Origin of the sequence: Vibrio sp. Vb1337 (assembly GCF_033338715.1) — a bacterium.
Taxonomy (GTDB): domain Bacteria; phylum Pseudomonadota; class Gammaproteobacteria; order Enterobacterales; family Vibrionaceae; genus Vibrio; species Vibrio alginolyticus.
This window is the reverse complement of the sequence record NZ_JAWOTD010000002.1, coordinates 78735-92927: the sequence shown is the minus strand read 5'-3', so window position 1 is coordinate 92927 and position 14193 is coordinate 78735. Positions and strand designations below refer to the sequence as shown.

Sequence of the window (14193 nt, the reverse complement as noted above, 5' to 3'; positions counted from 1 at the left end):
ATGCTCCAGCTCATATGGCTCAAAGGTGAGATAGAATTATCTCACCTTTTTTGTGTACATGAAGCATATTTCGCTCAGTTTCCACGAAAGTGGGGAGGAGTTATCGAGCGAGCTAAAATATAGTTAGGTTATACCCGTCTGTATTGTGGGAAGACTTGTTGGGTCTCTAAGTGACGGTGGCGCCTTCTATGTTGAAAAGCGTTTTAATTTCTTCCAGCACTTCTGGGTTAGCAATAGCACCAATGTTTTTTACAGCTTGTCCGTTTACCAATTGTTTCACTGCTAGCTCAACCAATTTGCCTGAGCGCGTTTTAGGAATATCACTGATAGCAAAAATTTGTCGTGGGACATGGCGCGGTGAACATTTTGTTTTCAATGTTTGGCGAATTGAATCGGTGAGTTGTTGGGTTAACTCGACGTTGTGAGCGAGTTTTACTAGTAACCAGATTTCTTCAGACTGCTGGTTTAACTTGCCGACAGCGATGGAGTCTTCAACCTCGGGTAACGCGTTCACTTGCTGATAGATTTCAGCGGTACCGATGCGTACGCCGCCTGGATTTAAGGTTGCGTCACTACGGCCATAAAAAATAAAGCCGCCATGTTCGGTTTGCATCACATCGTCGCCATGGTGCCAGATATCGGTAAACTTGCTCCAATAAGCGTTGTGATAACGTTCGCCGTTGTCGTGCCAGAAGCCAATAGGGAAGTTAGGTAGCGAGTTATTACAAGTCAGTTCGCCGCGTTTTTGCGTAATAGTATGTCCATCATCCTCTAGAACACGTGCGTCGATTCCCAGCCCTGAGCCTTGGCATTCACCTTTGTAAACTGGTGAAATAGGGTTTCCAAGTACAAAGCATCCGCAAATATCTGTGCCGCCAGCGATAGAAGCGAGATGCAAGTCCTGCTTGATGTGCTGATAGACATAATTAAATTGTTCTGGGTAAAGCACCGAACCAGTTGAGCACAGAGTTTTGAGTGACTTCAGGTTATGTTCTAGTTTTGGAGAGCAGTTTGCCTGCTCCAGTGCCTCTAAGTATTTCGCTGAAGTACCAAACAGCGACACGTTATGTTCTTCAGCTAATCGCCATAAGACGGAGTGATCAGGGTAAACCGGACTACCGTCGTAAATCACTAAGGCTGCACCACTCGCAAGAGCGGAAACATGCCAGTTCCACATCATCCAACCACATGTTGTGTAGTAGAAAACCTTGTCTTGCGATTTGATGTCGCAATGCAGTTGATGTTCTTTGAGGTGATTGAGCAAGGTACCGCCTGCGGAATGAACAATACACTTAGGTTGACCTGTTGTACCAGAAGAATACAAAATGAATAATGGGTCATTAAACAGCGTTGGTTGATATTGAATTGATTGTGGAGAAAAGTGGTGAGTAATATCGGACCAAGAGACAAAGTCAGAAGTGGTAGCTCTCTTAGCGTTTTGTAAATATTCGATTTGGCATACGCTAATAGTAGTCTCTTCGGAGGCACTGCTTAACTTACTACTAAGAGTGGTGTTCTTGTCCGTCATATCGAAAGCTTTGCCTCCGAACTGGTAGCCATCACAGCAAAAAAGAACTTTCGGCTTAACCTGACCAAAACGCTCTACGACGCTATCGATACCAAAATCAGGAGAGGTTGAAGTCCAAATAGCGCCAAGGCTTGTAGTAGCCAACATGGCTATAACGGTTTCAGGAAGGTAGGGCAAATAACCCGCAACGACATCGCCTTTACCGACACCACAATTGAGTAGCCATTGTTGAATGGCAGAAACTTGTTCAAGCAACTGTTTACCGGTGAGTTGTCGGTGTTCACCGCTTTCATTGCTAAAAACAATAAACTCACGCTCTGGTGATTGCTCAGCCTGAGATAGGAGGTTCTCTGCGTAGTTCAGCGTGGCGTCAGCAAACCATACTGTGTCTCTATTTACATGGTGATGATTAGAACCTGTTTGTGTCCATTTGGGACTGCCAAGGCTCTTGATTTGCGAACCTATATCTCCGATTACGTTGCAAAACTGCCAAGTATGTCGCCAAAATTCATCATTGTGCTCAATGGACCACTGGTGTAGAGACGTGTAATTGTTGAGTACGGCACCTTCGGCTTTGTCTTTATTAACCTTTTCAATGAACCGTAATAAGTTGCTATTGCTGACGCGCTCAGCAGATGGTGACCAAATAGGTGCAGAATTTGGCATAGGTCCCTCTAATTTCAATTCTTTTGAATATGACCAAAACAAAATAAAGGGGCGAACATAGCAGTGTTCGCCCCTTATCTGATCGTTTAAAGTTGTTCGGCAAGCTGAGGTAGTACCTCAAATAAATCACCAACCAATCCATAGTCAGCAACTTCAAAGATAGGAGATTCTGGATCTTTGTTGATCGCGACAATCACTTTGGATTCCTTCATTCCTGCAAGATGCTGGATGGCACCGGAAATCCCAACCGCTATATAAAGCTTAGGTGCAACGATTTTACCGGTTTGACCCACTTGTAAGTCGTTGGCAACAAACCCGGCATCAACTGCCGCACGAGAAGCGCCAATGGCAGCACCTAGTTTATCGGCAACTTGTTCGATCAACGCGAAGTTCTCTTTGCTACCGACTCCGCGTCCACCTGACACAACCACCTCTGCCGCGCTTAATTCAGGGCGCTCTGACACGGTTTTATCGGCAGAAACCAATTCAACCATTGGAGCTGAGATAGTGACCTGCTGATGCTTAATATCAGCTTGGTTGTGACAAGTAACCGGCTCAAACGCAGACGCGCGCACGGTGATGACGCGAACCTTGTCGCTGGTGGTCACTTTGGCAAATGCGTTTCCTGCATAAATAGGGCGGATAAAAGTGTTTTCATCGATAACTTGGACAATATCGGAAATTTGCCCAACGCCGAACTTCGCTGCTACTCGCGGTGCAAGGTCTTTCCCTTTTGATGATGAGCTAGCCCAGATTGCGTCAAAGCCTTCAGCAATACTCACTACAATAGGTGCGATACTCTCGGCAAATTGATGCTTAAGTTGTTCATAATCGACACAAATTACGTTTGATATACCATCAACGCGACAAGCTTGCTGAGCGACTTCTTCACACTGGTGGCCCACTACGATCAAAACATTGTCTTGGCTGACTTGTTTTGCTGCATTAACCACTTTGAGTGTGTCCGCATGCAATTGGTTATTGTCATGTTCTGCTATGATTAAGTTCTTCATGAAATCACCTTCGCTTCGTTACGCAGCTTATCGAGAAGCTCTGAGACAGATTCAACCTTGATGCCACCTTTTCTTTGCGCTGGCGGTGTGACTTCTTGAATGGTTTGGCTAAATACCACTTCAACACCCAGACTGTCAGGTGTGATGGTATCTAACGGCTTGCGCTTAGCTTTCATGATATTAGGCAAAGAGGCAAAACGCGGTTCATTCAGGCGTAAGTCAGTACTGATCACCGCAGGTAAGTTCATCGCGACCGTCATCAAGCCGCCGTCCACTTCTCTCACGACCTGAACTTTTGGATCTTCAATCTTCACGTCGGAAGCGAAAGTTGCTTGAGGCCAGTCAAGTAGGGCGGCCAGCATCTGAGCCACTTGGTTGTTGTCCGTATCAATGGATTGTTTACCCGTAATCACAAGCTGTGCTTGTTCTTGCTCAACTAGAGCTTTGAGCAGCTTAGCAACAACTAATGGCTCTATTTTGTCTTCAGTATCGACATGAATAGCGCGATCGGCGCCTAATGCAAGCGCGGTACGTAGTTGCTCCTGACACTGGCTACCGCCGGCACTGACAACGATGACTTCATCTGTAATACCTTGCTCCTTTAGTCGTACGGCTTCTTCAACGGCTATTTCGCAAAATGGATTAATCGTCATCTTGACGTTATTGGTTTCAACATCGCTATGGTCCGCTTTCACGCGAACTTTAACGTAGGGATCAATGACCCTTTTGATTGGCACTAGTATTTTCACGTTAGATTCCTTTTTACAGTGAAGACTATGTGTTTACAGTGAAGACGATGTGATGACGTCTTTAAAATGATGTTAATTTACCTTTACGTTTGCGTCAACTTTAAATATATTGTCGCTTAACAAGTTGGCAACATGCAAAGAAAAAGGAATGCAATCATGGAAAGAGACTGCATGGAATTTGATGTTCTGATTGTAGGCGCTGGTCCCGCAGGTTTGTCTGCGGCATGCCGAATCAAACAATTAGCAGCAGAAAAAAAACAAGACCTCTCTGTTTGCGTGGTAGAAAAAGGTTCTGAAGTTGGAGCGCATATTTTATCGGGTGCGGTGTTTGAAACGCGGAGTTTGGATGAGCTTTTTCCCGACTGGGAAGAGAAAGGCGCTCCGCTCAATACCAAAGTAAACCAAGATAAAACCTACTATCTAGGCAATGACATCAATGGTCATGAACTGCCTTCTTGGGCGGTGCCTAATACGTTACATAACAAAGGTAATTACATCATAAGTTTGGGCAGTCTATGCCGATGGATGGCGTTGCAGGCTGAGAACTTGGGGGTGGAGGTCTACCCAGGTTTTACCGCCAGTCAAGCGATCATCGATGAAGATAGTCGTGTTTGTGGCGTGATCACGGGCGATATGGGATTAGATAAAAATGGTGAACAAAAAGGAAATTTCGAACCTGGTATTGAACTGCGAGCGAAGTTTACTTTATTTGCTGAAGGCGCACGGGGGCATATTGGTAAGCAGTTGATTAACCGATTTAATCTTGCTGAAGAGAAAACGCCTCAACACTACGCTATCGGTTTTAAAGAGCTGTGGGAAATCCCATCAGAGCAGCATCAGCAAGGTTTAGTAGTGCACGGATTAGGTTGGCCGTTATCAAATGAAGCTACAGGTGGCAGTTATCTCTACCATTTAGAGGGAAACCAAGTTGCCGTCGGGTTGATTGTTGACTTGAATTATAAGAATCCGCACTTGAGTCCATTTGATGAGTTTCAACGTTTTAAACACCACCCGTTGATTGAGCAATACCTCAAAAATGGGAAGCGTATTAGCTATGGCGCGAGAGCGATTACCAAGGGCGGCTTTCATTCGCTTCCCACGCAGCAGTTTGCTGGTGGCTTGTTAATTGGCTGTGATGCAGGAACACTTAACGGCGCTAAAATCAAAGGCACACACACCGCAATAAAATCTGGAATGCTTGCCGCTGAAGCAGTATGTGAAGCCCTTGAGAGTCAGTCAGTTACTGCTGATTATCAAAAGCATTTCAAACAGTCTTGGCTGTATGAAGAGCTTTATCAAGCACGTAACTTCTCAAGTGGAATCCACCGCTTTGGATCGTGGCTGGGCGGTGGTTTAGCGCTGCTGGAACATAACGTGTTAAAAGGTAAAGCTAAGTGGCATATCCGCTGTGATAAGCCTGATCATCAGTCTCTGTTATTGGCGGAAAACAGCAATGAAATTGTCTATCCGAAGCCTGATGGCGTGTTAAGTTTCGATCGCCTCTCTTCCGTTTATCTATCCAATATCTTCCATGAGGAAGATCAACCATGCCACTTACGACTGGAGAACCAGCGGATCCCTATTGAGCAGAACCTTGAATTATATGCAGAGCCAGCACAGCGCTATTGTCCGGCTGGCGTGTATGAAATCGTACAGGGGGAGCAGCAGCCAGAGCTGCAAATAAATGCGGCCAACTGTATCCACTGTAAGACCTGCGACATCAAAGATCCAAGTCAAAATATTACCTGGACTCCGCCAGAAGGTGGTGGTGGTCCGAACTATCCAAATATGTAAGCGTTTGAGAATAATTTTTATTAACAATTTATTTACTTAAAGTTTGCGTTAGTTCAAATCTTTCTCAATGAACTCGATTGCAACTTAATCTTTCAGGCACTATTCTGATTTTAAATTGACGTTTACGTAAACTGAATACAAAGTTGATGCATAGGTGTAAAAGCGGTTACCAGTATCAAAGTTAGGTTTGATCAAATAGTGCTCAATGGAACGCACTTAAAATAACGAAAGGGAGATCAACTATGGTATCGGAATCGCCTCTGTTGCAGGTAAACGATATTTCATTGGCTTTTGGTGGGGTGAAAGCTTTAACTGACGTGAGCTTCCATGTGAATGAAAAGGAAATTTTTTCAATCATTGGTCCAAACGGTGCAGGTAAAACCTCAATGCTCAATTGCATCTCTGGTCGATACACACCAAACAAAGGCTCTGTAATCTTCGCTGGAGATGACGTAACTAAACGTACACCAAGCCAACGAGCTGAGTTAGGGCTGGGAAGAACCTTCCAAAACTTAGCGCTCTTTTCTCATATGTCGGTACTGGACAACATCATGGTTGGCCGACACCACCTACTGAAAAATAACTTCGTCACGGGGCCACTCTATTGGTTCTCCAATGCGCAGAAAGAAGAGATGGCGCACCGCAAATATGTGGAAGACGTGATCGATTTTCTAGAAATCCAGCACATCCGAAAAGCGACTGCAGGCACGCTATCTTACGGCTTACGTAAGCGTGTAGAGCTTGCTCGTGCCATTGCCTTAAAACCTAAGTTACTGCTGCTTGATGAACCAATGGCAGGTATGAACTTGGAAGAAAAGGAAGACATGGCACGTTACATCATGGATCTGAATGAAGAATTAGATATCACGATCATCATGATTGAGCACGACATGGGCGTGGTCATGGACATCTCTAATCGCGTTTTGGTTTTGGATTTCGGGAAACACATTGCTACGGGTGAGCCTGAAGAAGTGATGGCCAACCCACATGTGAAACAAGCGTACTTAGGCGAAGAGCTACCGACATTAGAGGAGAGTGCATAATGGCACAGCAACATAATGATTGGGCAGATATAACCCGCTTAGATACCTTTCCAAAAGTGTTGCAACACAATGCCAAGAACTGGCCCGAACAAGTCGCAATGCGTGAAAAGGAGTTTGGTATTTGGCGAGAGTTCACTTGGAAGGATTACGAAAACCGCGTCAAGTGGATGGCACTGGCACTACAAGATTTGGGTATTGGTGAGCAAGATGTCGTTGGTTTGTTAGGTGATAACCGCCCGGAATGGGTATGGGGCGAGTTAGCGGCACATGCGATCAAAGGTTTCTCGCTGGGCATCTATCAAGATTCTATGCACGAAGAGGTGGCGTACCTTATCAACTATGCCAAAGCAAAAGTCGTGATTGCCGAAGATGAAGAGCAATGCGACAAGCTGCTTGAGCTTGGTGATGAAATTCCTAGCGTTGAATACATTATTTACTGCGATCCTCGTGGAATGCGTAAATACGATGATCCAAGATTGATTGATGTTGAACAGGTCTACAAAAAAGGTCAGCTGATTGATAAAGCGGACCCAGACAAATATCTCAATATGGTTGTTGAAACCAAAGGCAGCGATCTTTCAATTCTTTGTACAACGTCGGGTACGACTTCTAAACCAAAATTGGCTCAGCTACACAGTGGCACGTTCTTGGATCACTGTGCGGCTTACTTGCGTGCAGACCCTCGTTCCCCAGGCGACAACTACGTTTCTGTTCTGCCTTTGCCTTGGATTATGGAGCAGGTTTACGTGGTTGGTCAGGCGTTGATTTCTCGTCAAATCGTTAACTTTGTGGAAGAACAAGAAACCATGATGTCCGACTTGCGTGAAATCGGTCCAAACTTTGTGCTGTTAGCGCCACGTGTGTGGGAAAACATTGTGGCAGACGTGTCTGCACGAATGATGGATTCGACACCGTTTAAGCAAAAGATGTACAAACTGGGCATGAGCTTAGCCAACAAAGCGTTAGAGCAGGGCAAACGTTCTAAACTCGCCGAATGGATTCTTTTGCGTGCTTTGCGAGACCGTTTAGGCTTTTCGAACCTAACATCTGCTGCAACGGGCGGCGCGGCGATGGGGCCTGACACTTTCCGTTACCTACAAGCTATTGGTGTGCCACTTAAGCAGCTTTATGGTCAGACCGAAATGTGTGGCGCATACACCGTGCACCAAGCGGATGATGTGGATTACGATTCCGTTGGTGTTGCGTTTGATAATGCAGATGTGAAAGTCATCAACCCGGACAGCAATGGCGTTGGTGAAATCATCGCGAAAAGTACAGGCATGTTTACTGGCTACTTAAACAACCAAGCAGCATATGATGAAGATGTTCAAGATGGTTGGATGCACACAGGCGATGCGGGCTATTTTAAAGATTCCGGTCACTTGGTGGTGATTGATCGTCTGAAAGATATGTCGGAAACCAGCCATGGCGACCGTTATTCGCCACAGTTTATCGAAAACAAACTCAAGTTCTCGCCGTTTATTGCAGAAGCCGTGGTGGTAGGTAAAGCTCGACCTTGGCTGTCTGCCATCATCTGTATTCGCTATGCGATCGTCGCGAAGTGGGCAGAGCAACGCGGCTTGGCATTTACCAACTACACCAACTTATCTGCTCAACCAGAAGTGTACCAAGCGATTCGTGAAGAAGTTCAAAAAGTGAACGAATCCCTACCGGATGCACAGAAGATCAGCAAATTCATTCTACTTTACAAAGAGCTGGATGCCGACGATGGAGAGCTAACTCGCACACGTAAAGTACGCCGTGGTGTGGTTGCAGAGAAATACGGAGACATCATAGAAACCATCTACAGCGACGATCCAAAAGTCGATGTCGATACAGTGATCACTTATCAAGATGGCACTAAAACACGCATTCAAACGTCGCTAGTTATTGAAACGCTTATTGAGCATGAGCCAACACTAGTGGATAGCGAACAACGGAGGATCGCATAGTGAATACGGATTTATTACTGCAACTCGTCATTAATGGCGTGATCGTTGGCATGTTGTATGGCGTTGTCGCCATGTGCTTTGTATTGATTTACAAATCGACCCAGGTGGTCAACTTTGCTCAGGGTGAGTTCTTGTTGATTGGCGCATGGGTATGTTGGGCGGCATTGGTGCACCTACAGTTACCGTTTTTTATTGGCTTTTTACTCACGCTCGCGTTCATGATGATTTTTGGTATCGCCGTGCAAACCATTGTGCTCAGACCGTTGATTGGTGAACCGATTATCTCTGTGATCATGGTGACCATCGGTCTATCGATGTTTTTCCAAGCGCTGATGAAGTGGATATTCGGTGTCTCTGCTGTGTCGTACCCGCAAGTGTTCGAAACCAACGTGGTAAATATCGGAGGTTTGAATGTTGAGTTTGCTTACATTCTGAGCTTGATCTTCTCAATGCTCATCATGGGCGCGTTCTACTGGTTCTTCAAATTCAGCAAAATGGGTCTGGCAATGCGCGCAACGGCATTCAACCAGCAAGTAGCCCAGAGTCTTGGCATTTCCATCAAGAAAGTGTTCGCCATCAGTTGGGCCATTTCGGCAATGGTATCTGCAACAGCAGGGATTGTTATCGGTATCGTTAACGGCGTATCTGACGCGCTATCCATTATTGGTATCAAAGTTTTCCCAGCCGTTATTTTAGGTGGCTTAGATTCGGTAGTCGGCGCAATTGTCGGTGGTATTACCATCGGGGTGCTAGAAAACTTGGCTGAGTTTTTTGATAGCCAATACCTGCAAGTGGGTAACTTATACAACATCGCACCATTCTATGTGCTGTTAATCATTCTTGCCTTCAAGCCATATGGCCTGTTTGGTACCAAAGATATTGAGCGTATTTAAGGAGAAATAACATGGCTCAACTTAGCATGCGCCCATGTGGGGATTTTCGAACCACATACAAAAGCGATACGCCAATTTTTGAAACCAAAACCATCAGAAGCCTTGCGATTGCAGGTGTCATCGCCATGCTGGCAGCACCGCTGGTCTTGGATATTTACTTCCTAAACCTGTTTATTCAGATTGCATACCTCGGTATCGCGGCATTGGGCTTAAACATTCTGGTTGGTTTTACCGGACAAATCTCGCTAGGTCACGGTGCGTTCTTTGGCTTTGGCGCCTTTGCATCGGCTTGGCTAAATAACCAGTTTAACATTCCAGTCGTGTTTGCGATTCCGCTCGCGGGTTACTTAACCATGATTGTGGGGATGCTGTTTGGTCTGCCAGCCGCTCGAATTAAAGGTTTATATCTAGCTATCGCAACGTTGGCGGCGCAGTTTATTTTAGAGGACTTCTTTGCTCGCGCAGATTGGTTCAGTGGCGGCTCATACGGTGCAAGCGCGAACCCAATTAATTTGTTTGGCTTTGAGTTTACGACTGACGAAAGCTTCTTCTACATCGCTCTGTTTGCGCTGATCTTCATGTATATGTGGGCATCAAACTTAATCCGTTCTCGTGACGGTCGCGCGTTTGTCTCAGTACGAGATCACTATCTGTCAGCAGAGATCATGGGCATCAACCTAACCAAGTATCGTCTTCTCTCATTTGGAGTGTGTGCATTCTATGCAGGCATCGGGGGCGCACTCTACGGACATTATCTAGGGTTTGTATCAGCAGAAGGTTTCACCATCATGATGTCTATCCAGTTTTTGGCCATGATCATCATTGGTGGCTTAGGCTCAGTCAAAGGTACGCTGATGGGTACGATATTTATCGTACTTCTACCTGAAGTTTTAGAGTTTGGCGTAACGGGGCTTTCAGCGTTTGGTGATACCACCGCTTTCACTGATGGTCTGGCTTACTTCAAAGAGATGGCGATTGGTTTAGTCATCATGCTGTTCCTCATTTTCGAACCTCAAGGATTATCGCATCGCTGGCAACAGATTCGAGCATATTGGAAACACTATCCGTTCTCATATTAACGTGGAATTAAGTGGAATATACCTCAATAACAAGGACAACGAGTTATGAACAAAGGACATTTAGCGACAACGTTGGTGCTGTCATCTGCACTGTTTACTACCGCAACTTGGGCAAAAGATTCTGTGTTTGTCGGGCAATTAGTCGATTTTTCTGGACCAACGGCCTATGTGAGCAAGCCTTATGGTTCTGGTGTGCGAGACGCATTGCGTTGGATTAACCAAAACGGTGGCATTAACGGTACCGAGCTCGAATTTGAAACAGTAGACATGGCGTACAAAGTACCAGTGGCGATTTCTAACTATAAACGTTGGGTGGCGCGTAAAGACATGGTTGCGCTGCAAGGTTGGGGTACGGCGGATACCGAAGCACTTATTTCGTTTGTCACCAAAGACAAAGTGCCGGTGTTCTCTGCTTCTTACTCTGGTCACTTAACTGACCCAACTGGCAAAAACCCAAAAACCGCGAAACCAGCGCCTTATAATTTCTTTTATGGTGCGTCGTACTCAGATGCGTGCCGTGCGCTAGTTAAGTGGGCGAAAGAAGATTGGGAATCTAAGGGCAATCAAGGTGCGCCGAAATTTACGCACATTGGCGATAACCATCCATTCCCGAATGCGCCAAAAGAAGCGTGTGCAGAGTACGCTAAAGAGCTTGGTTTTGATGTGCAAAACCCAGTCGTTGTGTCACTAAAACCAGGGGACTTCAAAGCGCAATGTTTGTCGCTGAAAGAGTCAGGCACCAACTATGGTTACATTGCTAATATCGGTAGCTCGGTTATCTCACTAGTGAAGTCTTGTAACACGGTTGGGACAGAGTTCCAGTACATGGCAAACATTTGGGGCGGCGACAAGCCAGTGCTTGAAGCAGCAGGCGATGGCCTTAAAGATTACGTTTTCCCAGGTATGACGGCGTTTTGGGGAGATGATAATGAGGGCATGAAGCTGGTTCGTGAGATTTCTAAGCAGTCTGAATCAGAGCCGGGCGAATTCAGAACTCACCATTACATTCGCGGTATTTGTTCTGCGTTCTATATGAAAGAAGCAATGGAGTGGGCGAAAGACAACGGTGGTATCACAGGTGAAAACATCAAGAAGGGCATGTATGTCCATGACAACTGGGTACCACAAGGCTTAGAAGGTGTTTGTGTCCCTGCGAACTGGAAACCGGAAGATCACCGAGGCACAACAACCGTGAACGTCTTTATGGGCAACAACGATGGCGGCGCAGTTGATATTAAGAAAGTATCTCAGGTGACATTGTCACGTCGTGACGATTGGCTAGGTTACTAATCTACGACTTATTAATAACAAAGCTTACTGAAAATAAGGATGGGTGAGAGAACACTCTCACCCTAGCAAGGAGTAGCTTGATGGCTGAATTAGCAACGAATATCGAACCGGCAGAAATACTGCTTTCAGTGAACAACATTGAAGTCGTCTACGACGAAGTAATACTAGTACTTCGCGGTGTGAGTTTAGAAGTTCCAAAAGGGCAGATTGTGACCTTACTGGGCGCCAACGGTGCGGGTAAATCCACAACGTTGAAAGCCATTTCTGGTTTATTGAAAACCGAAGATGGTGAAGTGACGCGCGGCGAAATCAACTTCATGGGCGAGCGTATAGACAACAAAAGCCCGGAAGAGATCGTCCGTTCGGGCATCTTCCAAGTTATGGAAGGGCGCCGAATTGTTGAAGATATGACGGTGATAGAAAATCTTCGCTTAGGCGCTTATACACGCACTGACAACGAAGTTGAACAAGACATCGAAATGGTGTTTGACTATTTCCCGCGACTCAAAGAGCGCACTGGCCTGGCGGGCTATTTGTCTGGCGGTGAGCAACAAATGTTAGCGATTGGCCGAGCGTTAATGGCTCGACCGAAGATGATTTTGTTGGACGAACCGTCTATGGGGCTTTCTCCACTGCTAGTTAAAGAAGTATTCAGCATTATTAACAAGATCAACAAAGAGCAAGGTATTACCATGCTTTTGGTTGAACAGAATGCCAACTTCGCTCTTCAAGCGGCCGATTACGGTTACATCATGGAATCAGGCAAAATCGTACTAGATGGCAGCAAGCACGAATTGCTAAACAATGAAGACGTAAAAGAATTCTACCTTGGCGGCGGCGATGAAGATCGCAAGAGCTTTAAGAATCTGAAATCTTACAAACGTCGTAAGCGTTGGTTGTAAGGAGCAAGGATGAACGAACTATTTGATGCGAAAGAATCGTTGTCTCTACAGGCGCGAGAAGAGTCGCTGTTTCAACGTTTGCCTGCGCTGATTGAAAATTCGAAAGCCAATAGCGAACATTACGCAGCGCATTTTTCTGAGTTAGATCCTACATTGGCAAACAATCGTGAAGGGCTTGCTCAGTTCCCGATTACACGTAAGTTCAATGTACCTAATCAGCAGCAACTTAAACCGCCGTTTGGTGGCTTAAATAGCGTTGCCATTGGTCAAATGGCGCGTGTTTTTCAGTCTCCTGGGCCTTTATATGAGGCTCAAACGGATGAGGCCGATTTCTGGCGTATGGGGCGCGCGTTTCACGCTGCTGGGTTCTGTGCGGGTGATTTAGTGCATAACACGCTCTCTTACCATTTCTCTCCTGGCGGATTTATTATGGATGGTGGCGCAAGGGCTTGTGGCTGTGCGGTATTTCCGGCTGGAGTAGGCAATACCGAAGCGCAAATAGAGGCAATTAAACAGCTTCAACCTAATGGTTACACTGGTACACCTTCGTATTTGCTGACGTTGCTACAAAAGTACCAAGAGAAATACGATGAGCAGCCTAGCTTTGAGAAAGCTCTGGTCTCTGGTGAAGCGGTTACAGCAGACATGCAACAGATGTTTGAGGAAAAAGGCATTGCAGTCTTTCAAGCCTACGCAAGTGCAGAGCTTGGCTTGATTGCTTATCAAGTGTCTGGTGAACAAGGATTAGTGATTGCCGAAGATATTATTGTTGAAATCGTTGATCCTGATGGTGTTCCTGTACAACCGGGAGAAGTCGGTGAAGTCGTTGTAACGTCGCTCGATGAGAAGTTCCCGCTGATTCGCTACGCAACGGGAGATTTATCGGCATACCTAGAGACAAGTTCTGATTCTTCACGCACGAATGCACGAATTAAGGGCTGGATGGGACGAGCAGACTCCGCGGTGAAAGTAAAAGGGCTGTTTGTTTATCCGCATCAGATCCAAGAAGTCTGTCGTCGCCACGATATTAAAGGCTCCTTGAAAATTGAGCGTGATGGCTTCAACGATGCCATTACTTTCTGTTGTCATGATGTGCATGTATCAGCAGAGGACATTCAAGCAACACTCCAGTCTGTCACTAAACTGAAAGGCAATGTCCAGTTTGTACCGAACCAAGCGGAGCAGCCGTTAATCAATGATCTTCGCAGTTAACTCATTGGTGGCATAAGTGCAGTAGAAAGTGGTTGTCATAAAAAACTAACAACGTCAGACAAAAGGCTAGAA

At 45.8% G+C, this 14193-nt stretch carries 11 protein-coding genes; 8 read left to right on the top strand and 3 right to left on the bottom strand.

Features of this window, described 5'->3' with window-relative positions:
* Positions 1–166: 166 nt before the first annotated feature.
* The 3 genes from R7E42_RS02290 to R7E42_RS02280 form a co-directional block, all read right to left on the bottom strand.
* Positions 167–2194, bottom strand: a complete 2028-nt coding sequence (locus R7E42_RS02290; RefSeq protein WP_262595981.1) for an acetoacetate--CoA ligase — start codon at positions 2192–2194, stop codon at positions 167–169.
* Positions 2195–2280: 86 nt separating this feature from the next.
* Complete coding sequence (locus R7E42_RS02285; RefSeq protein ID WP_054574671.1) at positions 2281–3207, bottom strand: electron transfer flavoprotein subunit alpha/FixB family protein; 927 nt, start codon at positions 3205–3207, stop codon at positions 2281–2283.
* The gene (locus R7E42_RS02280; RefSeq protein ID WP_318072303.1) at positions 3204–3956 is read right to left on the bottom strand and encodes an electron transfer flavoprotein subunit beta/FixA family protein; all 753 of its coding nucleotides are present in this window, start codon (positions 3954–3956) and stop codon (positions 3204–3206) included. The genes R7E42_RS02285 and R7E42_RS02280 overlap by 4 nt, the downstream gene beginning before the upstream one ends.
* Positions 3957–4112: 156 nt before the next feature.
* On the opposite strand from R7E42_RS02280, the gene R7E42_RS02275 reads away from it, so the two are divergent.
* The 8 genes from R7E42_RS02275 to R7E42_RS02240 all read left to right on the top strand — a co-directional run bounded on the left by R7E42_RS02275 (position 4113) and on the right by R7E42_RS02240 (position 14121).
* Positions 4113–5750 (top strand): electron transfer flavoprotein-ubiquinone oxidoreductase, encoded by a 1638-nt coding sequence (locus tag R7E42_RS02275; RefSeq protein ID WP_053304706.1) that lies wholly within the window; start codon positions 4113–4115, stop codon positions 5748–5750.
* A 242-nt stretch (positions 5751–5992) separates the two neighbouring features.
* Positions 5993–6793 carry an ABC transporter ATP-binding protein gene (locus R7E42_RS02270; protein WP_005373297.1) on the top strand — a complete coding sequence of 267 codons (801 nt, stop codon included), beginning with the start codon at positions 5993–5995 and terminating at the stop codon, positions 6791–6793.
* Entirely contained in the window at positions 6793–8745 is a 1953-nt protein-coding gene (locus R7E42_RS02265; RefSeq protein WP_170890152.1) for a long-chain fatty acid--CoA ligase, read from the top strand. The genes R7E42_RS02270 and R7E42_RS02265 overlap by 1 nt, the downstream gene beginning before the upstream one ends.
* A complete protein-coding gene (locus R7E42_RS02260; protein ID WP_005373295.1) occupies positions 8745–9638 on the top strand; it encodes a branched-chain amino acid ABC transporter permease in 894 nt (297 codons plus the stop codon). The genes R7E42_RS02265 and R7E42_RS02260 overlap by 1 nt, the downstream gene beginning before the upstream one ends.
* An 11-nt stretch (positions 9639–9649) precedes the next feature.
* A complete protein-coding gene (locus R7E42_RS02255; protein ID WP_005382737.1) occupies positions 9650–10717 on the top strand; it encodes a branched-chain amino acid ABC transporter permease in 1068 nt (355 codons plus the stop codon).
* Positions 10718–10762: 45 nt separating this feature from the next.
* Positions 10763–12007, top strand: coding sequence for an ABC transporter substrate-binding protein (locus tag R7E42_RS02250; protein ID WP_005373285.1), 1245 nt, complete (start codon positions 10763–10765; stop codon positions 12005–12007).
* Positions 12008–12087: 80 nt separating this feature from the next.
* Positions 12088–12909, top strand: coding sequence for an ABC transporter ATP-binding protein (locus R7E42_RS02245; protein ID WP_005373283.1), 822 nt, complete (start codon positions 12088–12090; stop codon positions 12907–12909).
* Between the two features lie 9 nt (positions 12910–12918).
* Positions 12919–14121: a phenylacetate--CoA ligase family protein gene (locus R7E42_RS02240; RefSeq protein WP_064369321.1), complete on the top strand. Its 1203-nt coding sequence runs from the start codon at positions 12919–12921 to the stop codon at positions 14119–14121.
* The last annotated feature ends 72 nt before the right edge of the window (positions 14122–14193 follow it).

Coding starts and splice junctions, on each gene's coding strand:
- R7E42_RS02285 (WP_054574671.1), bottom strand. CDS start 3,207: ATGAAGAACTTAATCATAGCAGAACATGACAATAACCAATTGCATGCG.
- R7E42_RS02250 (WP_005373285.1), top strand. CDS start 10,763: ATGAACAAAGGACATTTAGCGACAACGTTGGTGCTGTCATCTGCACTG.
- R7E42_RS02265 (WP_170890152.1), top strand. CDS start 6,793: ATGGCACAGCAACATAATGATTGGGCAGATATAACCCGCTTAGATACC.
- R7E42_RS02275 (WP_053304706.1), top strand. CDS start 4,113: ATGGAAAGAGACTGCATGGAATTTGATGTTCTGATTGTAGGCGCTGGT.
- R7E42_RS02290 (WP_262595981.1), bottom strand. CDS start 2,194: ATGCCAAATTCTGCACCTATTTGGTCACCATCTGCTGAGCGCGTCAGC.
- R7E42_RS02270 (WP_005373297.1), top strand. CDS start 5,993: ATGGTATCGGAATCGCCTCTGTTGCAGGTAAACGATATTTCATTGGCT.
- R7E42_RS02245 (WP_005373283.1), top strand. CDS start 12,088: ATGGCTGAATTAGCAACGAATATCGAACCGGCAGAAATACTGCTTTCA.
- R7E42_RS02255 (WP_005382737.1), top strand. CDS start 9,650: ATGGCTCAACTTAGCATGCGCCCATGTGGGGATTTTCGAACCACATAC.
- R7E42_RS02240 (WP_064369321.1), top strand. CDS start 12,919: ATGAACGAACTATTTGATGCGAAAGAATCGTTGTCTCTACAGGCGCGA.